Raw genomic sequence first — 21,708 nt, 5'->3', positions numbered from 1 at the left:
AAAGAAAAGGACCGGCTGAACGCCGGTCCGGATCGCGTCAGACGAGCATGCCCATCGGGTTTTCGATGTAGCGCTTGAAGGCGGCGAGCAATTCGGCGCCGAGCGCGCCATCGACGCAGCGATGGTCTGTGGAGAGCGTCACGGTCATCATATTGGCGATGACCATCTCTTTGTTCTTGACCACGACTCGCTCCTCGCCGGCACCGACCGCCAAGATCGTCGCATGCGGCGGGTTGACGACCGCGGCGAAGTTCTTGACGCCCATCATGCCCATGTTGGAGACGGCCGTGGTTCCGCCCTGGTACTCTTCCGGCTTCAGCTTGCGCTCCTTGGCGCGCTTGCCGAGATCCTTCATCTCGTTGGAGATGGCGGACAGGCTCTTCAGTTCCGCCTGGCGGACGATCGGCGTGATCAGGCCGCCTGGAATGGAAACGGCAACGCCCACATCGGCATTCTTGTGCTTGACCATGTTGGCATCGGTCCAGGAGACGTTCGCGTCCGGAACATCGCGAAGCGCCAGCGCCAGCGCCTTGATGACCATGTCGTTGACCGAGAGCTTGTAGACCGGCTTGCCATCCTTCTCGGGGGCAGCGGCATTGAGCTGGGAACGCAGCGCCAGGAGCGCGTCGAGCTGGCAATCGACGGAAACATAGAAATGCGGGATCGTCTGCTTCGATTCCTGCAGGCGCTTGGCGATCGTCTTGCGCATGCCGTCGTGCGGGACGAGCTCGTAGCTGCCCGGCTCGAAGAGCTTGAGGACGGCATCTTCCGACATGCCCTTGGCAAGCGCCGGGGCCGGTGCTGCGGCCGGAGCAGGAGCCGCGGCAGGCTTGGCGACACCTCCGGCAGCGGCAGCCTCGACATCCTTTTTGACGACGCGGCCGTAGGGGCCGGAACCGGCGATCGCGGAAAGATCTATGCCTGCTTCCCTGGCGAGGCGACGGGCGAGCGGCGAGGAGAAGATGCGCTTTCCATCGGTAGGTGCCGGCGCCTGAGATACCGGTGCTGCGGCCGGCGCCTGTGCAGCCGGCTGGGACGCCGGTGCCGTCTCGGGCGCGGGCGCACCGGCGGGCGCTACAGGAGCCGCATCCATGGCGGCGGATGCCGGGGCGGCTGCACCGTTGCCGCCCTTTGCGGCGGTTGAGACATCCTCGCCCTCTTCCGCGAGGACGGCGATCAGCGCATTGACCTTGACGCCCTCGGTGCCGGCCGGAACGACGATCTTGGCGACCGTGCCCTCATCAACGGCTTCGACTTCCATCGTCGCCTTGTCGGTTTCGATCTCGGCGATGACGTCGCCGGATTTGACCTTGTCGCCTTCCTTGACGAGCCACTTCGCGAGATTGCCTTCTTCCATCGTCGGAGAGAGGGCCGGCATGGTGATGTTGATTGGCATCGAACGACCCCTTTATTTGTAGCAGACGGCTTTCACCGCCTCGACGACTTCGGCGACGTTCGGCAAGGCGAGCTTTTCGAGATTGGCCGCATAGGGCATCGGCACGTCCTTGCCGGCGATCGTCAGCACCGGCGCATCGAGATAGTCGAAGGCCTGCTGCATGACGCGGGTGGCGATCTCGGTGCCGACGGAGGACTGCGGGTAGCCCTCTTCGACCGTGACCAGGCGGCCGGTCTTCTTGACCGACTCGATGATGGTCGGAAGGTCCATCGGGCGGATGGTGCGAAGGTCGATGACTTCGACGTCGATGCCCTGCGCCTCGAGCTCGGCGGCGGCCTTCACCGCATAGGTCATGCCGATGCCGAAGGAGACGATCGTCGCATCCTTGCCGACGCGGTGGATGCGAGCCTTGCCGATCGGCAGTACGAAATCGTCGAGCTTCGGCACTTCGAAGGACTGGCCGTAGAGGATTTCGTTTTCGAGGAAGATCACCGGGTTCGGGTCACGGATTGCGGCCTTCAAGAGGCCCTTCGCGTCCGCCGCCGTATAGGGCATCACGACCTTCAGGCCCGGAATATGGCTGTACCAGGCGGCATAGCACTGCGAGTGCTGCGCCGCGACGCGGGCTGCCGCGCCGTTCGGGCCGCGGAAGACGATCGGCGCGCCCATCTGGCCGCCGGACATATAGAGCGTCTTGGCGGCGGAGTTGATGATCTGGTCGATAGCCTGCATGGCGAAGTTGAAGGTCATGAATTCGACGATCGGGCGGAGACCGGCCATCGCGGCGCCGACCCCGACGCCGGCAAAGCCATGCTCGGTGATCGGCGTATCGACCACGCGGCGGGAGCCGAATTCCTGCAGCAGGCCCTGCGTGACCTTGTAGGCGCCCTGGTATTCGGCAACCTCCTCACCCATGACGAAGACATCGTCATTGACCCGCATTTCCTCCGCCATCGCGTCGCGCAGCGCTTCGCGCACGGTCATGGTCACCATTTCGGTCCCGGCCGGAATTGCCGGATCGGATGGAATTTCCGCCTTCGGCTGAGCCGCTACCGGCGCCGCGGCAGCCGGTGCTTCAGTCGCGGCGGGCTTCGGTGCTTCGGTCTTCGGCGCCTCGGCCTTGAGGTTGATCTCACTGGCAGCTTCACCGTCCTGCAGCAGCACCGCGATCGGCGTGTTGACCTTGACGCCTTCGGTGCCGGCGGCAATCAGCAGCTTACCGATCGTGCCTTCGTCAACGGCTTCCACTTCCATCGTCGCCTTGTCGGTCTCGATCTCGGCGATCACGTCGCCGGAGGTCACTTTATCGCCCTCGTTCTTCAGCCATTTGGAGAGGGTGCCTTCCTCCATGGTCGGGGAAAGCGCAGGCATAAGGATTTCTACTGGCATAATTTTCCTCCCCGGATCAAAGCAGGATATCGGTGTAGAGCTCGGATACATCCGGCTCCGGATCAGACTGGGCGAAATCGGCACTATCCGCAACGATGTCGCGAACCTCCTTGTCGATCTGCTTCAGTTCGTCCTCACTGGCCCAGCCCTTCTCGACAAGGCGAGCCTTCACCTGCTCGATCGGATCATGCTCCGAGCGCATTTTCTGCACTTCATCCTTCGAGCGATACTTCGCCGGATCGGACATGGAGTGGCCGCGGTAGCGATAGGTCAGCATCTCGAGGATAACCGGCCCCTTGCCGGAGCGGCAATGGTCGACGGCCTCGTCGGCGGCCGCCTTGACGGCGCGCACATCCATGCCATCGACCTGATAGCCGGGAATGCCGAAGGAGGCGCCGCGCTGGGAGAAATCGGTCTGAGCCGAGGCGCGCGACACGGCAGTGCCCATCGCGTAGCGATTGTTCTCGACGATGTAGATCGCCGGCAGCTTCCACAGGGCAGCCATGTTGAAGCTCTCATAGACCTGGCCCTGGTTGGCGGCACCGTCGCCGAAATAGGAGAGGCTCACATTGTCGTTGCCACGATACCTGTTGGCAAAGGCAAGGCCCGTACCGAGCGACACCTGGGCGCCGACAATGCCGTGGCCGCCGTAGAAGTGCTTTTCCTTGGAGAACATGTGCATGGAGCCGCCCTTCCCCTTGGAAAGGCCGCCGCGGCGCCCGGTCAGTTCGGCCATGACGCCGCGGGCACTCATGCCGCAGGCGAGCATATGGCCATGATCACGGTAGCCCGTGATGACCTGGTCGCCCTCTTTCAGCGCCATCTGCATGCCGACGACAACGGCTTCCTGCCCTATGTAGAGGTGACAGAAGCCGCCGATGAAGCCCATGCCGTAGAGCTGACCGGCCTTTTCCTCGAAACGCCGGATCAACAGCATTTCGCGGTAGGCTTTAATGTCGTCTTCCTTGGAGAATTCGGCGATGGTGCCGCCGGTGAAGTCCTTTTTGGACGGCTTGGCGGCGGTCTTGCGGCTGGAAACGGACGCGGATTTTCGCGGAGCCATTCGTTCCTCCCAATGGTTAGCCTTTGCTGGCTACCATAGGGAAAGAAGAGCGCCGCAGCAATGCCATATTTGCATGGCTATTATTCCACGTAAACCACTGATTTCCTACCGGAAATTTAGATTAACCGCATCTCGGTTAATTTGCGGAATAATGAAAAATAACGATTTCGTCGCTTCGCGACATGTTGAGCGCGAGCCGAGCCTTCTCGTCCAACATGTCCCTTTCCAGCGAGCCATCGCTCATCAGCCCGACCTCCCTCTCCAGGGTTTTTCGAGTCTCGGTGAGCGCGTTCAGCCGCGACTGACGCTCGGCGATCTGGCGATCGAATTCCTCCGTCGCCCTGAGGCCGTAGCCGCCATGAATGGAATGATATCCGAAGTAAGACAGAAAGGCGACCGCCAACAGCGGCACGACCAGCCGTCCGAGCCTGCGCTTCTTATGATGTCGTGTCCACATCGCTTGTGTCCCGCTACGCAATACGAAAGCAGAGACTATCGCCGATTGATTAACCGACCGTTGACCATGAATGACCGGAAAAAGGAAACCCGCCGGCTGTCGCAGGCGGGTGAGATAAAGGTCGACTGTGAATGCTGTGTTTCCCGCCCGGGTTGCCCCTCACCCTAGCCCTCTCCCCGACGGCGAGAGAGGGGACTGGAGAGCTTGCCGCTTGTCCCTTCTCCCCGTCCAGGATGGGGAGAAGGTGCCGGCAGGCGGATGAGGGGAGCCGAGTTGAACTTCCTTACTCTTAACCCCGCAGGATCGAACGGCCGGCATATTTTGCCTGCAGGCCAAGCTGCTCCTCGATGCGGATCAGCTGGTTATACTTGGCAAGCCGGTCGGAACGGGCCAGCGAGCCGGTCTTGATCTGACCGCAATTGGTGGCGACCGCGAGATCGGCGATGGTCGAATCCTCAGTCTCGCCGGAACGGTGCGACATGACGGCAGTGTAGCGTGCCTTGTGCGCGGTCTCGACGGCATCGAGCGTTTCGGAGAGCGAGCCAATCTGGTTGACCTTGACCAGGATCGAGTTGGCGACGCCCATCTTGATGCCGTCGCGCAGGCGCGCGGAGTTGGTGACGAACAGGTCGTCGCCCACCAGCTGGCACGTATTGCCGATGAGATCGGTCAGCGCCTTCCAGCCATCCCAATCGTCTTCGGCCATGCCGTCCTCGATCGAGATGATCGGATACTTGGCGGCCAGCTCGGCGAGGTACTCCGCCATCGCCCCCGGCTCGAGCGTGCGGCCTTCACCTTCGAGCACGTATTTGCCGTCCTTGAAAAATTCCGTCGAGGCGCAGTCGAGCGCGACATACATGTCCTCGCCCGGCTTGTAGCCGGCCTTCTCGATCGACTTCATGATGAAGTCGAGAGCCGCCGGTGCCGAAGCGAGACCCGGGGCGAAGCCGCCCTCGTCGCCCACATTGGTGTTATGACCCTCGGCGGCAAGCTGCTTCTTCAGCGTGTGGAAGACCTCCGAGCCCATGCGGACAGCGTCGCAAAGCGTCTCGGCGCCGACGGGCATGATCATGAATTCCTGGAAGTCGATCGGATTGTCGGCATGGGCGCCGCCATTGATGATGTTCATCATCGGAACCGGCAGGAGATGGGCGTTCGGGCCGCCGACATACCGGTAGAGCGGCAGGCCTGCGGCCTCGGCCGCGGCCTTGGCGACCGCGAGCGAAACGCCGAGAATGGCGTTGGCGCCGAGGCGCGACTTGTTCGGCGTGCCGTCGAGCTCGATCATAGTCCTGTCGATCTGGATCTGGTTCTCCGCATCGAGGCCGCCGATCGCTTCGAAGATTTCGCCGTTGACAGCCTCGACGGCGCGCTCGACGCCCTTGCCGAGGTAACGGGTGCCACCGTCACGCAGTTCGACCGCTTCATGCGCACCGGTCGAGGCACCGGACGGAACAGCCGCCCGGCCGAAGCTGCCATCCTCGAGATGGACATCGACCTCCACGGTCGGGTTGCCGCGGCTGTCGAGAATTTCTCGGCCAATGATGTCGATGATTGCAGTCATGATCTCTTCCTTGGGTTAGGACGACGGTGTGGTCGGGCCTGTCTTAATTCATGGCCTCGAATTTTCAATGACGCCAGAGCGGGACGAGGAAAAGTGTATGCGGTTTTCCGCCCGCATCCCGCTCTAAATACTGGCGCAGCGACAAGCGCGCCATTGCGCTTCAATCACATCGCTCAGCCCTTGGCGACCGCGTCGAAGGCGAGCAGCTTTTCGAGAAGCCGCGGCATGTCCTCAAGCGGCACCATGTTCGGCCCGTCGGACGGCGCATTGTCGGGATCCTCATGCGTTTCGATGAAGAGGCCGGCAATGCCCACGGCGACGGCCGCCCGCGCCAGCGTCTCAACGAACTCGCGCTGGCCGCCCGAGGAACCGCCCTGGCCGCCCGGCTGCTGCACGGAGTGGGTCGCATCGAAGACGACGGGCGCTCCGAGCCCTGCCATGATCGGCAGCGAGCGCATGTCGGAGACGAGCGTATTGTAGCCGAAGGAGGCGCCGCGCTCGCAGAGAAGAACATTCGGGTTGCCGCTCGCCGTGAACTTGGCGAGCACGTTCTTCATGTCCCAGGGCGCCAGGAACTGGCCCTTCTTGACGTTGATGGCGCGGCCGGTCTTTGCAGCGGCGACGAGAAGGTCGGTCTGGCGGCACAGGAAGGCCGGAATCTGCAGGATGTCGACCGTCTCGGCGACGGCCGCGCATTGCTCCTCTGTGTGGATGTCCGTCAACACCGGAAAGCCGAATTCCAGCTTGAGATCGGCAAAGATCTCCATGGCCTTGTCGAGGCCGATGCCGCGCTTGCCGGAGAGCGACGTGCGGTTCGCCTTGTCGAAGGACGACTTGTAGACAAGACCGACGCCGAGCGACTTGCAGATTTCGACTAGCTTGCCGGCAATCATGAAGGCGTGCTCGCGGCTCTCCATCTGGCAGGGACCGGCGATCAGCGTCAGCCGCTCCTTCTGCGAGAACACCACCTGACCGGCACCCTCGCCGACGACGACCCTAGAATTGGTTTCCATCCTTACACTCCAAACGCGAAAATCACTCCCTGCCCCGGCACTTCCGGGACAATGAGGCGTCCGCCCATTTCTGCAAATTCAATGTCATTTTTTGCAAACAGCGCCCGGGTCGCCTCGACATCGGCGACACGGAAAACGACCGCACGGCCGCGCAAACCTCGCTCGGTGGCGCTGATCGTCCGGCCGAAGAACGCTTCCATGCCTGCGGGATTGAGGACGGAGAGCTTGACGCTACCGGCCTGAATATCCATGCCGAAGGAATGCGCCGCAACCTCGCGTTCGTCGACTGATTCCTGCAGCAAGTACTGGAAGTCCGTGGGGTTCGGCTCCGACAGGACGACCTCGGCAATGCCGAGCGCGCCGTTCTCGTGATGGTGCAGCACCGCATTGTCGACGGGGAGCGCGCGGATGCGCTGGCAGCAGAAAAGAAAGAAATCGGGGGCACGCAGATCGGCGGCAAAGGCAAGACGGAAAGAGCCCAGCCCCTCGCGGCCGTCTGCCATGCGCATGGGCCGGGAAAATTCCAGCATGTCGCCGGCGGAAATGCCGTGCGAGCGGAAGCGGATGTGATCCTCGGCGGCGTCCGGCGTCCTGAGCGCAACAGCCGACAGCCCCTCGGGTCCCTGGCGGAATCGGAATGCCTGGTCGCGCGCGACGAAGACGTTGCCGTCAAGCGCAGCCGCCTCGCATTCCTCGCGCGAGGCGATGGCAAGCGGCTCCAGATAGCTATCGTCCGAGAAGAAGATGCAGGCGTTCTCCGTGCCGAAGGGGTGACGAGCATCCTCGGCGACGGTGAAGCCGAGGTCGGTCAGGCGAAGCCTTGCCCGGGCAAGATCGGCCACCGGCAAGACGAGATGATCGAGCGGGCGGGCGGTTCGCTTGGCGAGGTTCATGGCAGAATCCCTGATGACCGGTTAGCCGCTGTTTGCAATTTTTGCCGGACGATTGCAAGCGCGGCGAGTCCTCCGCCGGCCGCTCAAACGAGCGTCGGCCGGTCCCCGGGACCGGCCGACGCTCGTGATAACGTGGTGTTCTATACGAGGCGCGACTGTTCCAGCGCCGCTTCGATGAAGCTTGCAAACAGCGGATGCGGATCAAGCGGCCGTGACTTCAGCTCCGGATGATACTGCACACCGATGAACCATGGATGGTCTGGATACTCGATGGTTTCCGGCAAGACACCATCCGGCGACATGCCGGAGAAGACGAGACCGCAGGACTCCAGCCGGTCCTTGTAGTCGACATTGACTTCGTAGCGGTGGCGATGGCGCTCGGAAATGTCGTTCGAGCCATAGATCTCGGCGATCTTGGTGCTTGGCTTCAGAGCCGCGCGGTAGGCGCCGAGGCGCATGGTGCCGCCAAGATCGCCTGCGGCGGAACGCTTCTCCAGTTCATTGCCCTTCACCCATTCAGTCATCAGGCCGACAACAGGTTCCTTGGTCGGGCCGAATTCCGTCGACGATGCCCTTTCGATACCCGCGAGATTGCGCGCTGCCTCCACCACCGCCATCTGCATGCCGAAGCAGATGCCGAAATAGGGCACCTTGCGCTCACGCGCGAAGCGTGCGGCGTTGATCTTGCCCTCGGAACCGCGCTCGCCGAAGCCGCCGGGCACGAGAATGCCATGGACCTTTTCCAGATAGGGTGCCGGATCCTCCTTCTCGAAGACTTCCGACTCGATCCATTCGAGCTTGACCTTCACGCGGTTGGCGATACCGCCGTGGTACAGCGCCTCGATCAGCGACTTATAGGCATCCTTGAGGCCCGTATACTTGCCGACGATCGCGATCGTCACCTCGCCTTCCGGCGTGCGGATGCGATGGGCAACGTCCTCCCAGGCTTCCATGCGCGGCTTCGGCGCCGGCTCGATGCCGAAGGCGGCAAGCACTTCGTTGTCGAGGCCTTCCTTGTGGTAGGCGATCGGCACGTCGTAGATCGACGCCACGTCCAACGCCTGGATCACAGCGGACTGGCGGACATTGCAGAAGAGCGAGAGTTTGCGGCGCTCGGCCTCGGGGATTTCGCGATCGGCGCGCACGAGCAGGATGTCGGGATGGATGCCGAGAGCCTGCAACTCCTTGACCGAATGCTGGGTGGGTTTCGTCTTCAGTTCGCCCGCGGCGGGGATGTAGGGCATCAGCGTCAGATGCACATATACGGCAGTGCCGCGCGGCAGGTCGTTGCCGAGCTGACGGATCGCCTCCATGAAGGGCATCGCCTCGATGTCGCCGACGGTGCCGCCGATCTCGCAGATGACGAAATCGTAATCCTCATTACCCTCGGTGACGAAGTTCTTGATTTCGTTGGTGACATGGGGGATCACCTGAACCGTCGCGCCGAGATAGTCGCCGCGCCGCTCCTTGTCGATGATATTCTTGTAGATCCGGCCGGTGGTGATGTTGTCCGTCTTTGTCGCCGAGCGCCCGGTGAAGCGCTCATAGTGACCGAGGTCCAGGTCCGTCTCCGCACCATCGTCGGTGACAAACACCTCACCGTGCTGGGTCGGGCTCATGGTGCCCGGATCGACGTTGAGATAGGGGTCGAGTTTGCGCAGCCTCACCCGATAGCCACGCGCCTGCAGCAGCGCCCCAAGAGCGGCCGCAGCGATGCCTTTTCCGAGGGAGGAAACCACGCCGCCAGTGATGAATACATATCGCGCCATGGGAGTCACCGGATACCTTTTCATAAACGATTCCGCCACCGAAAAATTCGTCTTCCAGAACTTTTCCGTTATTGGTCGCGGCAGATTTCACACAAAACAAAACCGGCGGATGAAACATCCGCCGGCGGGTACTTTCGACCTGCGGCCTTATTGGCCGCTCGGAACCTGCGATCCCGAGTTGCCGTTGGCGCCTGCTGCAGGCGCCGAAGGCGCGTCACCGGCCGGTGCCGCGGCAGGCGCTTGCGCGCCATCGGCGGGAACTCCATTGCCGGCAGCAGGAGCCTCGGTAGCTCCGCCAGCCGGCGCCGTCTGGCCGCCGCCGAGCGAATCAAGCACGCCACCGCTGGTGCCCGTGCCGGGAATGCGCTCGAGAATATCGGTTTCCTGCGGCTCGTAACGCGAGAGAATTCCCATCCCCAGCGCCAGGGCAAAGAAGAGAAAGGCGAGGATGGCCGTGGTTCGGGTCAGCGCATTGGCCGTGCCGCGGGCGGACATGAAGCCCGAGCCGCCGCCAATGCCGAGGCCGCCACCTTCGGAACGCTGAATGAGAACGACGCCGATCAGGGCGACGACGACCATGAGATAGATGACGAGTAGTACGGTCTGCATCAGCTTCCAGTCCTGCCCTCTCCGGGGCATTCGAATTTCGCGGCCGTACAACGGGCCGCGCGTAAATTTGGCGCCTCTTTATACCAAGCCGCCGGCTATTCCAAGCCCCCGGCACTGCATGTTTCCTTGAATCGGATCCGATTCCGGAACAAAAACATGCAGCAATTCAAAGCGCTACACGACCTTTGCGCCTCCGTAAAAACGCGCAGCGCTGGAGGTCGGCGCGACGGTCATGCAGTCAGTTCTTCATAGGCCCCGTAGATGGCGAGAAAGTCTTCCGCTTTCAAGCTGGCGCCACCGATCAAGGCGCCGTCGACATTGGCGACGCCCATCAGTTCCTTGGCATTGGATGGCTTGACCGAGCCGCCATAGAGAATGCGCATTTTTCCGCCTGCGGCGCCGAAGCGCGCAACGAGCTCCCGGCGCATGAAAGCATGCGCCTCTTCGACATCTGCCGCGGTCGGCGTGAGGCCGGTGCCGATCGCCCAGACCGGCTCATAGGCAATCACCGTGTTCGCCGCGGTCGCCGCGTCCGGCAGGCTCTCGGCCAGCTGACGCTTCAGCACGTCGAGCGTCTTGCCGCTCTTCCTCTCCACTTCGGTCTCGCCGATGCAGACGATTGCCACGAGTTCGGCAGCATAGGCCGCCTCGGTCTTTGCCTTCACCAAGGCATCGCTCTCGGCATGATCGGTCCGGCGTTCGGAGTGCCCGATGATGACATGCGTGCCGAAGCAATCGGCGATCATCTCGGCGGAAATATCGCCGGTGTGAGCCCCCGACTGCTTGTGATGGCAATCCTGTGCGCCGATCGCCAGCGGACTGTCCTCGCAAAGCGCAGTCGCGACATAAAGCAGCGTCGCCGGCGGGCAGATCAGAGTCTCCACCTTCGCCGCAAGCTCACCCTTGACGCCCTCCGCGATCGCTTTGATCTGGTCCAGCGATTGACGTGTACCATTCATCTTCCAGTTTCCGGCGACAAGCGGGCGGATATCGGGCGTCATGAAATTTCCTCCGGACGGATATTCCTCTCAGGCAAGCGGCCTACCAAATCGCCCGGACAATTGAAAGCACCCCCTTGGGCAATAATGCGGTGCTTCTCGACATGAAGCGCTCCGACGGAGAATCACACAGCGGCGGCGAATAAAACCAGCGCCTCGGGCGTCTCATATCGAAGAAGCCGGCCCGGGGACGATCGAGCCCGGGGACGATCGAGGAAGGCAAGGATGCTGCGCAACAGCGAAGGCGGATTTGGAGCGATCACCATCGCATTGCACTGGACACTCGCCGCGCTGATCCTCGGTCTCATGGTAACCGGTTTGCTGATGCGGCGGATCGAGGTCGAGCCGGTGCTGCAATTCTCGCTTTATCAGTGGCACAAGTCCCTCGGCTTCACCGCGCTGGGAGTGGCGATCCTGCACACGGCCTGGTGGTTCGTCGAGCGGGATCCCCGGCCGGTTTCCGGCCTCGGCCAACTGGAGCGCTCGGCTTCCCGGCTCGCGCATCGGGCACTGATCACGCTCGGACTGCTGGTGCCGCTTGCCGGCTGGGCGGTGGCATCCGCATCGACGCTGGACATTCCGAGCTTCTACTTCAATCTCGTCATCGTCCCGCACTTGCCGCTTCCGAAATCCGAGGCTGCGGAGGCGTTCTGGGCCTTCGCGCACGCTGCACTCGCCTATGTCATGCTCGGCATCGTCGCCGTTCACGCTGCGGCGGCGCTCTACCATCACCTCGTCAGGCGCGACGCTGTTCTCCTCCGCATGCTGCGCTCGACTGTTGGCGCGAGTGACGGGGAACCGGTCGAGGAAGGCGAGAATGCCGTGAGGAGATGAATCATGATCGCCCGCTGCCTCGTCTCGAGCCGATACGCGCCGAAAGCCACCCTGCCGCTCGCGCTTCTACTCATGGCAAGTGCCGCGGAAGCCCAAGCGCCTGCGCTCGCGGACGCGGCCGGCACCTACCGCATCGCCAGCTCTTCCAGTATTCGTTTCGTCGTTCCGCAGGTTGGAGGCGGCGGCGGAATCGCCGGCGAGTTTTCGACGTTTTCCGGTACCTTCCGGATAGACGGCGGCGATGTGCGGCGGTCGTCCGTGGAATTCACGCTTTATCCTGAAAGTGTGAGGGCACGGGAACGGCGGATCGAGAATTTCCTTCGCTCCAGCGCCGTTTTCGACACGGCGAACTTCCAGACGGTGACCTTCCGCTCGACCAGAGTCGCGCAGACCGGCCGCGGTACGGCAACCGTCGAGGGCGCACTCACCGCCCGCGGCAAGACGCGCACGGAGCGTTTCGCCGTCAGGCTGACGGATTGGGACAGGCGTTCGATCGTCTTCACCATCCGCGGCAATATCCGCCGCGCCCCCTATGGAATGGACGTCGGAACACCCATCTATTCCAACGTGGTGCGGTTCGACATGAACATCAGGGGCGTAAGGCGCTGATCGCACTCAGCGCTTCGACGCAAGCGCCGTGCGCCGCCAGAAATCCGAAATTATCGCCGGGTCGCGCAAGGCCTCTAGCGTCTTCCACGCCGGGAACGAAGCCTCGAAAATCTCGGGCTTCATGCGGAAATCCTTTGCCGGATTGACCACGCCGCCAGCATCCAGGACGATCCGGTCGAGTTCATCGAGCAGTTTCACGGTCGCCTCACCTTGATTGGAAAAATCCAAGGTCAGGCTGAAGCCTGGCCGCGCGAAGGAAAGCAATCCTCGCGCGGCATGTTCGCCGAAACGATGCAATCCCGTCTGGAAGGAGGCATGCCCCGCCCGCCGTGCGGTTTCCAGCAGTCGAAAGGTCGTCTCCCTGGCTTTCTCGACGGGAACGACGCTCTGGTGCTGACAAGGACCGCGTCGTCCGTAGAGCCGATGCCAAGCCGTATACCGATCGAGCGGGTGGAAATAGGAGTTCCATTTCTCGGTCGAGACCGCTTCATGCGGCGGTACCTTGCGAAATCGATATTCGTTGAAGACACGCAACGCGGCCGTGTTCAAGAGGTTGAAGGGCGGCGCATAGGGCACCGAAAGCCTGGGCCGCTTGGGAATGTCCGGAAGCTCGCAGGAGCTGTCCGCATGATCGGCCGCCCAGAGAATGCCCCTGCCCGCGCGGCGACCGGTGGACAGCTGGTCTATCCAGGCGACGGCATATTCATGCTCCTCACAGGCACGGTCGAGGAGCAGAAAGCCCTCGTCGAGATCATCGAATCGGCTGATGTGTTGCTGCACATGCGGCGACGGCACCTTCATCAGCCTCAGCTCGACATCGAGGATGAAGCCGGTCAGGCCAAGGCCGCCGATCGTCGCCGCGAAAATCTCGGCATTCTCGACGGCTGAACAGGTCAGTCGCTCGCCGTCAGAGCGCATCAGGGTCAGGCGGCGGACGTGATGTCCGAAAGTCCCGCGAGCATGGTGGTTTTCGCCGTGAATGTCGTTGGCGACGGCACCGCCGACCGTGACGAGACCGGTACGCGGCGTCACAGGCAGAAAGAAGCGATGCGGGATTGCCCTGGCGAGAACCTCATGCAGTGCCGCGCCGGCCTCGCAGGCAATCACGCCTGTCCCGGGATCGAAGGACAGAATACGGTTGTGCCGAACACTGTCGATCAGCGTTCCCAAGCTGTTGCGGCAGCTGTCGCCATAGCTCAAAGACTTGCCGACCGGCAGGTAGGCCAACGGCTCCAGCGCGCCGAGGCGCTCCTCATAGTCGTCCGGCGAGATCACTCGCGCACTTGCCGGAGCGGGCCATTGCCAGCTTTCAAACCCATTGAGGCTCATCGACGCATCGGCTCCAGCGACAGCACGGCTAGCGATCCAAAATCCAGTTCAACGCATCGCGCCAGTCGGTCATGCGCACGGGCGTCCCGTGCGATCCCGTTTCGAACAGGACGAAACGCGTCGGATGGCCTTTGGCCTTTAGCGAGCGATAGAACGCGACCTGCGCTTCGGCCGCATAGACGTTGTCGCGGCTGCCGTGGCTGAAATAGATCGGGAGGCCGGCCTTGAAGCCGGCGCTCTTCTGGAAATCCGGATCCGCGGCGCCGCCCATGATCATCATGCCACCGAGCGCGGCTCCTGCCGCCGCGTCCCGCGCGAGACCCCAGCAGATGAAGCTGCCCATCGACGCGCAGGAGAGCACGACCGGTCGCCCGCCGGAACGCACGGAAGCAAAGCGGACCAGCGCTGCGACATCCGCCACGCCTGCCGCGTCGAAGCTGCGCAGGCTCGGGGCATAGTAGGTGCCACCATTGGCTAGCGCGAGATTCTTGAGGCGATTGAAGTTGCCGCCGAAGGAGAAATCATTGGCGCCGAGGCGCCGGTCACCGCCGCGGCCGTGAATGAAGATCACCGTGAAAGCCGCGCCGCCCTCGGGGCCGATGCGGGTGACGTCGAGGGAGCGATCGCCGAGAGTGAGCGTCGCGTTCACCTGCGCCCGCCTCACGCCCAGGGACACATAGGCCTGCTTGACACGGCGCTCCGGAACCTGGTCCCGCCGGTTGATATCGCGCACTTCCTGATAATCGACGATCCGGAAATCGCCGCCGTCCTCCTGCCGGAGCACTCTGCGATAGGCGAACAGGTCATCCTTGAAGGGCCGCAGCGCCGCAGCACCCGCGGCCGTGGCAAGGCTGAGGAAGAAAAGGGCCGCGATCGACCATCGCAGGGACAAAACAATTGTGGACATAGATACCCGGCGGGCTCCCTTGTTCGGCCCATGCCTTGCCATCGGCGCTGCCGGCACGCAACAGTGCAGCCGGCAAATTCGCCGCGTTTTCGCGTTTCTCTCCCTTTCGCAGCAGAGGATATTCGCCTTTTGTTCGCGCATTGCACAAGACTCTGGCAGAATTCGAGGGTGATTCGCGCGGCGAGGATGGCGGCAGCGCCGAGCTCTTGCTATGGCCTGCAGCATGTCTTTCTGGATCGCATCCGATTTGAGGACAGGACATGCAGCCGACACGAGACGACAGGAACGATTTGAACCGATCCATGGACGACAGCAGCGACCTTTTCTCCGCCATGCCCCAACAGCCGAAGCCGGCCGATGCCGCGCCGAGCAAGTCTGTGACGCCTGCCGCCGGCAGCGAGCCCCCGCGCCCCGTCCCGCGGAGCAGCGACGGCAGCGACTACGATGCGTCGGCGATTGAGGTCCTGGAAGGGCTCGAACCGGTGCGCCGGCGCCCGGGCATGTATATTGGCGGGACGGACGAGAAGGCGCTGCATCACCTCTTTGCAGAGGTGATCGACAACTCGATGGACGAGGCCGTCGCCGGCCATGCCAACTTCATCGAGGTCCATCTCGATGCCAACGGCTTTCTGACGGTCACGGACAATGGCCGCGGCATTCCGGTCGAGAACCACCCGAAATTCCCGAACAAGTCGACCCTGGAAGTCGTCATGACGGTGCTGCACGCCGGCGGCAAGTTCGACGGCAAGGCCTATGAGACCTCCGGCGGTCTGCACGGCGTCGGCGTCTCCGTCGTGAATGCGCTGTCGGACTCGCTCGAAGTCGAGGTCGCACGCAATCGCAGGCTCTATCGCCAGCGCTTCTCCCGCGGCATTCCCCAGGGGGGGCTCGAAGACCTCGGCGACGTGCACAATCGCCGCGGCACGAAAGTCCGGTTTCATCCCGACCCGCAGATCTTCGGTCCGCACGCCCGTTTCGAACCGGCGCGGCTCTTCCGGATGGCCCGCTCCAAGGCATATCTTTTCGGCGGCGTTGAAATCCGCTGGTCCTGCGATCCCTCGCTCCTGCCGGAAGGCTCCGAAATTCCAGAGAGGGCCGTGTTCCATTTTCCGGGAGGACTCAAGGATTATCTCGCCGCCACCCTCGGCAAGGAATTCACCGTCACGCGCGAGATCTTCGCCGGCAAGTCGGAACGGCCGGGCGGCCACGGCTCGCTCGAGTGGGCCGTCACCTGGTATGGCGGCGACCAGCAGATTCATTCCTACTGCAACACGATCCCGACGCCGGAGGGCGGGACGCACGAGGCGGGTCTGCGCATCGCCCTGACCAAGGGCCTCAAGAACTACGCGGAGCTCACGCAGAATAAGCGTGCGGCGATCATCACCACCGATGACGTCATGATATCGGCTGCCGGCATGCTCTCGGTTTTCATCCGCGAACCGGAATTCGTCGGCCAGACGAAGGACAAGCTCGCGACCGTCGAGGCGCAACGCATTGTCGAAAACGCGCTGCGCGACCCCTTCGACCACTATCTCGCCGACAATCCGGCGGAAGCGGCCAAGCTCCTCGACTGGGTCGTCGAGCGCGCCGAGGAGCGCGTTCGCCGGCGCAAGGAAAAGGAAGTCAGCCGCAAGACGGCAGTGCGCAAGCTGCGGCTTCCGGGAAAACTTGCCGATTGCGCGCAGAACACGGCGGAAGGCGCGGAACTCTTCATCGTCGAAGGCGATTCGGCCGGCGGTTCGGCCAAGCAGGCGCGCAACCGTGCCAACCAGGCGATCCTGCCGCTGCGCGGCAAGATCCTGAACGTCGCGAGTGCCGGCCGCGAGAAGCTCGGCGCGAATCAGCAGATCGGCGATCTCGTCCAGGCGCTCGGCTGCGGCACCCGCTCGAAATACCGCGAAGAGGATCTACGCTACGAGCGCGTCATCATCATGACCGACGCCGACGTCGACGGCGCTCACATCGCCTCCCTGCTGATCACCTTCTTCTATCAGGAGATGCCGGAACTCATCCGCGGCGGTCACCTCTACCTCGCCGTGCCGCCGCTCTATCGGCTAAGCCAGGGATCGAAGACGCTCTATGCCCGTGACGACGCGCATCGTGAGGAACTGATGCGGACGGAATTCAACGGCCGCGGCAAGGTCGAGATCGGACGCTTCAAGGGCCTCGGCGAAATGCTGCCGGCGCAGCTCAAGGAAACGACCATGGACCCGGCCAACCGCACCCTGCTCAAGGTCGAGATCGATGATGTCGACTTCGAAGGCACGCGCGAGGCCGTCGATAGCCTGATGGGCACCAAGGCCGACGCTCGCTTCCGCTTTATTCAGGAACGGGCGGTCTTTGCAGACAATCTGGATATTTGAGCGTAGCCGACATTGCCCCTCATCCGGCCTGCCCGCCCTCCGCAGCAGCTGCGGAGGGATGCCTCACACAATGCCGCCTACCCGCTTCTCCATGAACAAACTCAACGGATCGGGAAGATAGCTGCCGAAGGCCGGGCGCTCCACGTATCCGGCCACCCGATAAAGCCCGATCGCTTCCGGCTGGTGGATGCCTGTTTCGAGGCGGATCGCTGCCAGGCCAAGCTTCTCCGCCTTTTCCTCGATCGCCGAAAGAAGCCACTTACCGATCTTCAACCCCCTCGCCTGCGGATCGACAAACATGCGCTTGATCTCCGCCGTGCCGTCGCCGGCTTCTACCAGCGCGCAGCAGCCGACGATCTCTCCGGCGCGACGCGCGACGTAGAAGGCCACGGTCGGCTCCTCCAGCGCCGAGATATCGACCAGGTGATTGCTTTCCGCCGGATAAAGCGAGGCGAGATAGACATCGGAGAGTTCGAGCAGACGGATGATACCGGGCTGGCGTGGCGGCTCTTCGCTAACGGTTATGGATGGCATTCAGATCCTGACCTCTTCTTTCGGCGCTGCATGCCGGCGAATGTAACGGCGAAGCCGGTTTCATCCAATACGCTGAATGGCGCAGGTGGGCCTGCAATCAATCCGAGTAACGGTACGAAACAATTTGTTTCGAGACGCGGACATTTTGCCCTACATCGGCGCGAATCAAACGCTCATAAGAGCAGAGACTGCATTCAAAAGACGGACGAGAGAGACCATGAAAGCCGCCCTGATCGTCATGACCATTCTCGGTTGCGATGACAATGTCAGCCAGTGCCACTACATCTCCACCGTAAACGGAAGCTGGCCTTCAATCGCGCAATGCGACACGGATTCGCAGAAGGAGCTGCCAAAATTCTCCAACAGAAATTATCCGGTGGTCGTCGCCGTTTGCGAGACCCCGGGGCAGGACATGGTGACTTCGATAGAGCCCGGACCCGGGACCGCACCGCCGGCGACGCCCAAGGCAACGGCGACGCAATTGCCGGCCACGCCGCAGGAGGTGGCCACGCCGCCGGCAACCGAAGAGGCGCAGCCGGGCTTGCCGAAGCGTGCACTCGCCTGGCTCGGCGGCGCAATACCGGATCGGGAGAGGCTGAAGGCGATCGTCACCGCCCCCGTTCACTACATGGAAGACGGATACTCCTGGGTGGCGCGCCGGTTCGAGCACTGACGGGGCAGTCACGCCGCCTGCAGCGACGCGAGCGAGGCGTAGTCGCGCGCAAGCTGTCGCTTCTCGGCGAAGGCGAGACGTTCCACGAGTTCGGCGATGGCGGCCGCAGCATTCGAAGGCGTCCTGCGGCTGCGGAGCCGGTCGAGAAGGCGTGTCGCAATCGGCGCGTGCAAGGCATCGTCCCCGTCCTTCGCCTCCCGCTGCCAAAGCAGCACAGCTTCCGCAAAGATCTCGCCAACGTCGCGTCCGAGCCCCGTGCTTTCCAGGAGCGCTCTGATCGAGTGGATACGTCCGCCGGAAAGGATCGAGCGGACGCGCTTCGGAGCGACGCCGGAAAGCTCCACGATCGCAGCGACGAAGAGGTCGCCTGCGCCGCCGCAGAGTGCACGCATGAGGAAAGCCGGAGACAGACGGCCGGCCTCGCGCAAATGGGCGATCATCCGGGCCAGTTCTTCCGGCCGCGCCGCGGTCGCCATCGCGAGCGCGGCGACGTCGCCGGCTTCGCGCGTTACGCGCTCCGCCCGCGCGGCGCCGATCGTCGCCTGCACCAGGCTGCAGCCGGCGAGCGCATCGCCGAGTCGTGCGGCCAGCAATTGGCGAGCGTCGCTCGGCAGATCGGCCCGCGCGAGCAGCCGCTCGCGAATGTCGGCGATATGTCCAAGCCGGTCGGCGATCCGCATAAGCGAGCGCTGCAGCAGCGCGGCTCCGTCGTTTTCGAGCAGGATCGATACCTCCTCCTGGTCGCCGATTTCGGCGATGGCGGCCGCAACGGAGCAGGAGACCGTGTCACGTGCTGCAATCAGGGCACGCGTCTCGGCTGTTCCTCGGGCAGCGATATCGACGAGATCCTCATCCGAGAGCACCCGCGAACGGGAGATCGCCACAAAGGCGATCTCCGGCTGGTCTTCCGCCAGCGCCCTGATCACCGTTCGCGGCGCGGTCGAGCAATCGGCGAGGGCTTCGATAAGAGAAAGGCGCACCTTTGGCGAGGGATCGTCGAGCAGATAGGTCATCGCCATTTCGGCGGCATGCCGGTCGATGCCGTTCATGTCTGCCAGGGCGTAGGCTTGGGCAAGTGCAGTCGCGGCGCGCGCTCGATCGCTCGTTTTCGCCGTCTCCACCCACCGAAGAAATGCTTGTATGATCACCTGCGCCCCACTCGACACCCAACAACCCCAATGTCGGGAATATTAGCGGTCAAAGGTTTAAGATTGGTTCACCATGCCGATTAACCCTAAGGAAACCATGAAGCCGCTTCTTTACCTTACGTCAGCCGAGCCGCTGCCGGCGCCGGACAGGCTGAGCGCCATCCGGGCCATCGTGGTCGACGCGACCAATGCCGGCGCGATGCAGATGCTTTCCGCTGCCGCCGAGAAACCGGATCGGAGTTGTGGCCTGTTTGCGCGGATCGGACCGGCGGAAGACCTGAACGAGGCCGATCTCGGCCCGCTGCTTTCCAGTCGGATCGAGGGTGTCGTATTGGCCGGGTGCCGCGGGCCCGCCGACATCCAGAAGACCGACGTCATGCTGAAGGTAGCCGAGGCTGCGGCGGGACTCGAGCAAGGCAAGACAGCATTGCTTGCGGAATATGCCAGCGTGCCGGCGAGCGTTCTTTCTCCGCACCCGCTGGCCGGTGCCTCGCCGCGTCTGTCGGCACTGATATTCGATGCCTCTGCGCTCGCGGAAGCATGCGGATTGCAGCGCGTTACGGAGACCGGCGATGTCCCGGCCGTCGTCAGGCTTGGTCGTGCGACGGCAATCCTCAGGGCGCGGGAGGCCGCCATCACGGCCTATGAGATGTTCCCCGCCGATGCTCTCGACGAGTGGGTCGTGCGGCGACTTTGGACGAACAGCCTGGAGAACGGCTTCTCGGGCGCGGCCCTCCGTTCGGCGCAACAGATTGAACTGCTCGCCGCAGCAGGGGTGCTCGCCGCCGGCAGGTGACGCTACAGCACCGTGCGTCCTTCAGGACGCAAAACGGACGCTGTAAGCTTTTGAGTCCACGCATCGTGCTTTGAAACCGGGTCCGATTTTCGGGGCCGATGCGCTAACGCGTCGGGCGCATCATCGCAAAGACATCGCCGCCGTCGCAATAGTCCATGTAGCCGAGGCGCGCGAGCGGCCTGACGGTTGCCACGTCGAAGCGGCCGTCGCGGATTGCCTCTTCGCGAATATGGATGCCGACAACCTCGCCGAGGACCACGTAGCTGTCGGAGACGGTGCCGTCGATCCCCTTCGGCCGGAGGATTTCCGTCATCCGGCATTCGAGGGCGGCAAAGGCCTCGCCGACGAACGGGGCGCTGACGAGCGTCCCCTTCACCGGCGTCAGACCGGCAATCGCGAACTCGCTTTCGCCATGCGGCGCCGCCACCGACGTCAGATTGACGGCCTCGCTGAGATTGCGGCTGGCGAAGCTCGCCGTGAACTCGCCGGTCTCTTCGATATTCCGCACCGAATCCTTGTACCCGCTCGAGGAAAACATCACGAGCTTCGGCCGGTCGCTGATCGCATTGAAGAAGGAATAGGGGGCGAGATTCAGCGAGCCGTCCGCCGCGTGCGTGCCGATCCAGCCGATCGGCCTCGGCGACACGATCGCCTTGAACGGATCATACGGCAAGCCATGGCTGTTGGAGAGGGTGTTGTAGAACATCAGGCGCCTTCCCCAACCCAGGTAACGATTTCTGCGAGTTCTGGCCTTGGACGCTCGGTCGGCGGCACCATCGCCGTGCCGATATGGATGAATCCGGCGATCCTTTCGCCCGGCTCCACGCCCAGCAGCGGATAGGCCTTTTCATCGAAGGCATACCATTCCGTCAGCCAGTTGGAGGCATAGCCGAGTGCGTTCGCGGCCATCAGCAGGTTGAGGCACACGGCGCCCGCCGACATCACCTGCTCCCATTCAGGGATCTTGAAATGCGGAGCGGCCTTGCTGACCACGGCGACGACGACGGGAGCACGCGTCAGCCGCGTCTCCTCGACCCTTATCATTTCTTCGGAAAGCTCGGGCTTGGCGGCAAGCGCCATCTCCTTCAATCGCGCACTGATACGCACCCTCTCATCGCCCCGATAGACGATGAAACGCCACGGAGCCAATTTGCCGTGGTCGGGCACACGCGAGGCGAGCCTCAGCATCTCCTCCACCTCGGCTTTGCTCGGGCCCGGCGCCCCCATCTGGAAGGCCGGGATAGACCTGCGGGAAGCGAGATAGTCGGCGAGTTTTATTTCAGTTTTCATATCAAGCGAATTCCACTAACTTGCCGCCGGACCGACAGCCACGAAAATGCCATACCGGCGTCTCAAGTGGAGTC

At 63.0% G+C, this 21,708-nt stretch carries 21 protein-coding genes; 5 read left to right on the top strand and 16 right to left on the bottom strand.

Going from position 1 to position 21,708, the window contains the following annotated elements:
* Nucleotides 1-37 precede the first annotated feature (37 nt).
* From SJ05684_RS06170 to tpiA, 10 genes are all read right to left on the bottom strand, one after another.
* Nucleotides 38-1,396 (bottom strand): pyruvate dehydrogenase complex dihydrolipoamide acetyltransferase, encoded by a 1,359-nt coding sequence (locus SJ05684_RS06170; protein ID WP_034854706.1) that lies wholly within the window; start codon nucleotides 1,394-1,396, stop codon nucleotides 38-40.
* A gap of 12 nt (nucleotides 1,397-1,408) precedes the next feature.
* Nucleotides 1,409-2,785, bottom strand: a complete 1,377-nt coding sequence (locus SJ05684_RS06165) for a pyruvate dehydrogenase complex E1 component subunit beta (RefSeq protein ID WP_034854707.1) — start codon at nucleotides 2,783-2,785, stop codon at nucleotides 1,409-1,411.
* 16 nt (nucleotides 2,786-2,801) lie between these two features.
* On the bottom strand, nucleotides 2,802-3,848 hold the full coding sequence (gene pdhA, locus SJ05684_RS06160; RefSeq protein WP_034854708.1) for a pyruvate dehydrogenase (acetyl-transferring) E1 component subunit alpha: 1,047 nt from the start codon (nucleotides 3,846-3,848) through the stop codon (nucleotides 2,802-2,804).
* Between the two features lie 136 nt (nucleotides 3,849-3,984).
* The gene (locus SJ05684_RS06155; RefSeq protein WP_034854709.1) at nucleotides 3,985-4,305 is read right to left on the bottom strand and encodes an FtsB family cell division protein; all 321 of its coding nucleotides are present in this window, start codon (nucleotides 4,303-4,305) and stop codon (nucleotides 3,985-3,987) included.
* A gap of 289 nt (nucleotides 4,306-4,594) precedes the next feature.
* The gene (gene eno / locus SJ05684_RS06150; RefSeq protein WP_034854710.1) at nucleotides 4,595-5,869 is read right to left on the bottom strand and encodes a phosphopyruvate hydratase; all 1,275 of its coding nucleotides are present in this window, start codon (nucleotides 5,867-5,869) and stop codon (nucleotides 4,595-4,597) included.
* 173 nt (nucleotides 5,870-6,042) lie between these two features.
* Nucleotides 6,043-6,882, bottom strand: coding sequence for a 3-deoxy-8-phosphooctulonate synthase (gene kdsA / locus SJ05684_RS06145; protein ID WP_034854711.1), 840 nt, complete (start codon nucleotides 6,880-6,882; stop codon nucleotides 6,043-6,045).
* A gap of 2 nt (nucleotides 6,883-6,884) precedes the next feature.
* Nucleotides 6,885-7,775 (bottom strand): VOC family protein, encoded by an 891-nt coding sequence (locus SJ05684_RS06140; RefSeq protein WP_034854712.1) that lies wholly within the window; start codon nucleotides 7,773-7,775, stop codon nucleotides 6,885-6,887.
* A 140-nt stretch (nucleotides 7,776-7,915) separates the two neighbouring features.
* Nucleotides 7,916-9,553, bottom strand: a complete 1,638-nt coding sequence (gene pyrG, locus SJ05684_RS06135; RefSeq protein WP_280109801.1) for a CTP synthase — start codon at nucleotides 9,551-9,553, stop codon at nucleotides 7,916-7,918.
* A 138-nt stretch (nucleotides 9,554-9,691) separates the two neighbouring features.
* Nucleotides 9,692-10,153: a preprotein translocase subunit SecG gene (gene secG, locus SJ05684_RS06130; protein WP_034854714.1), complete on the bottom strand. Its 462-nt coding sequence runs from the start codon at nucleotides 10,151-10,153 to the stop codon at nucleotides 9,692-9,694.
* Nucleotides 10,154-10,383: 230 nt separating this feature from the next.
* The gene (gene tpiA, locus SJ05684_RS06125) at nucleotides 10,384-11,154 is read right to left on the bottom strand and encodes a triose-phosphate isomerase (protein WP_034854715.1); all 771 of its coding nucleotides are present in this window, start codon (nucleotides 11,152-11,154) and stop codon (nucleotides 10,384-10,386) included.
* 222 nt (nucleotides 11,155-11,376) lie between these two features.
* On the opposite strand from tpiA, the gene SJ05684_RS06120 reads away from it, so the two are divergent.
* Nucleotides 11,377-11,985 carry a cytochrome b gene (locus SJ05684_RS06120; RefSeq protein WP_034854716.1) on the top strand — a complete coding sequence of 203 codons (609 nt, stop codon included), beginning with the start codon at nucleotides 11,377-11,379 and terminating at the stop codon, nucleotides 11,983-11,985.
* A 3-nt stretch (nucleotides 11,986-11,988) separates the two neighbouring features.
* A complete protein-coding gene (locus tag SJ05684_RS06115) occupies nucleotides 11,989-12,594 on the top strand; it encodes a YceI family protein (RefSeq protein ID WP_050979999.1) in 606 nt (201 codons plus the stop codon).
* 6 nt (nucleotides 12,595-12,600) lie between these two features.
* On the opposite strand, the gene SJ05684_RS06110 is transcribed toward SJ05684_RS06115, so the two are convergent.
* Nucleotides 12,601-13,923, bottom strand: coding sequence for an FAD-binding oxidoreductase (locus SJ05684_RS06110; protein ID WP_034854717.1), 1,323 nt, complete (start codon nucleotides 13,921-13,923; stop codon nucleotides 12,601-12,603).
* Nucleotides 13,924-13,951: 28 nt separating this feature from the next.
* The gene (locus SJ05684_RS06105) at nucleotides 13,952-14,872 is read right to left on the bottom strand and encodes an alpha/beta fold hydrolase (RefSeq protein ID WP_034854718.1); all 921 of its coding nucleotides are present in this window, start codon (nucleotides 14,870-14,872) and stop codon (nucleotides 13,952-13,954) included.
* 260 nt (nucleotides 14,873-15,132) lie between these two features.
* On the opposite strand from SJ05684_RS06105, the gene parE reads away from it, so the two are divergent.
* The gene (gene parE / locus SJ05684_RS06100) at nucleotides 15,133-17,193 is read left to right on the top strand and encodes a DNA topoisomerase IV subunit B (protein WP_034854771.1); all 2,061 of its coding nucleotides are present in this window, start codon (nucleotides 15,133-15,135) and stop codon (nucleotides 17,191-17,193) included.
* Between the two features lie 63 nt (nucleotides 17,194-17,256).
* Here the strand turns inward: parE and SJ05684_RS06095 are convergent, their stop codons facing one another.
* Nucleotides 17,257-17,727, bottom strand: a complete 471-nt coding sequence (locus SJ05684_RS06095; RefSeq protein WP_034854719.1) for a GNAT family N-acetyltransferase — start codon at nucleotides 17,725-17,727, stop codon at nucleotides 17,257-17,259.
* A 217-nt stretch (nucleotides 17,728-17,944) separates the two neighbouring features.
* On the opposite strand from SJ05684_RS06095, the gene SJ05684_RS06090 reads away from it, so the two are divergent.
* Nucleotides 17,945-18,400 (top strand): hypothetical protein, encoded by a 456-nt coding sequence (locus SJ05684_RS06090; RefSeq protein WP_034854720.1) that lies wholly within the window; start codon nucleotides 17,945-17,947, stop codon nucleotides 18,398-18,400.
* Between the two features lie 8 nt (nucleotides 18,401-18,408).
* Here SJ05684_RS06090 and SJ05684_RS06085 read toward each other — a convergent pair whose 3' ends face one another.
* Nucleotides 18,409-19,548: a DUF2336 domain-containing protein gene (locus tag SJ05684_RS06085; RefSeq protein WP_034854721.1), complete on the bottom strand. Its 1,140-nt coding sequence runs from the start codon at nucleotides 19,546-19,548 to the stop codon at nucleotides 18,409-18,411.
* Nucleotides 19,549-19,621: 73 nt separating this feature from the next.
* On the opposite strand from SJ05684_RS06085, the gene SJ05684_RS06080 reads away from it, so the two are divergent.
* Nucleotides 19,622-20,344, top strand: coding sequence for an aldolase/citrate lyase/malate synthase family protein (locus SJ05684_RS06080; protein WP_034854722.1), 723 nt, complete (start codon nucleotides 19,622-19,624; stop codon nucleotides 20,342-20,344).
* Between the two features lie 103 nt (nucleotides 20,345-20,447).
* Here SJ05684_RS06080 and SJ05684_RS06075 read toward each other — a convergent pair whose 3' ends face one another.
* Nucleotides 20,448-21,050 carry a flavin reductase family protein gene (locus SJ05684_RS06075; RefSeq protein WP_034854723.1) on the bottom strand — a complete coding sequence of 201 codons (603 nt, stop codon included), beginning with the start codon at nucleotides 21,048-21,050 and terminating at the stop codon, nucleotides 20,448-20,450.
* Complete coding sequence (locus tag SJ05684_RS06070; protein ID WP_034854724.1) at nucleotides 21,050-21,634, bottom strand: nitroreductase family protein; 585 nt, start codon at nucleotides 21,632-21,634, stop codon at nucleotides 21,050-21,052. The genes SJ05684_RS06075 and SJ05684_RS06070 overlap by 1 nt, the downstream gene beginning before the upstream one ends.
* Nucleotides 21,635-21,708 lie beyond the last annotated feature (74 nt).

The organism is Sinorhizobium sojae CCBAU 05684, assembly GCF_002288525.1.
GTDB lineage: Bacteria > Pseudomonadota > Alphaproteobacteria > Rhizobiales > Rhizobiaceae > Sinorhizobium > Sinorhizobium sojae.
Note: the sequence above shows the minus strand (reverse complement) of the source record. Positions and strands in the feature narration are given on the sequence as shown.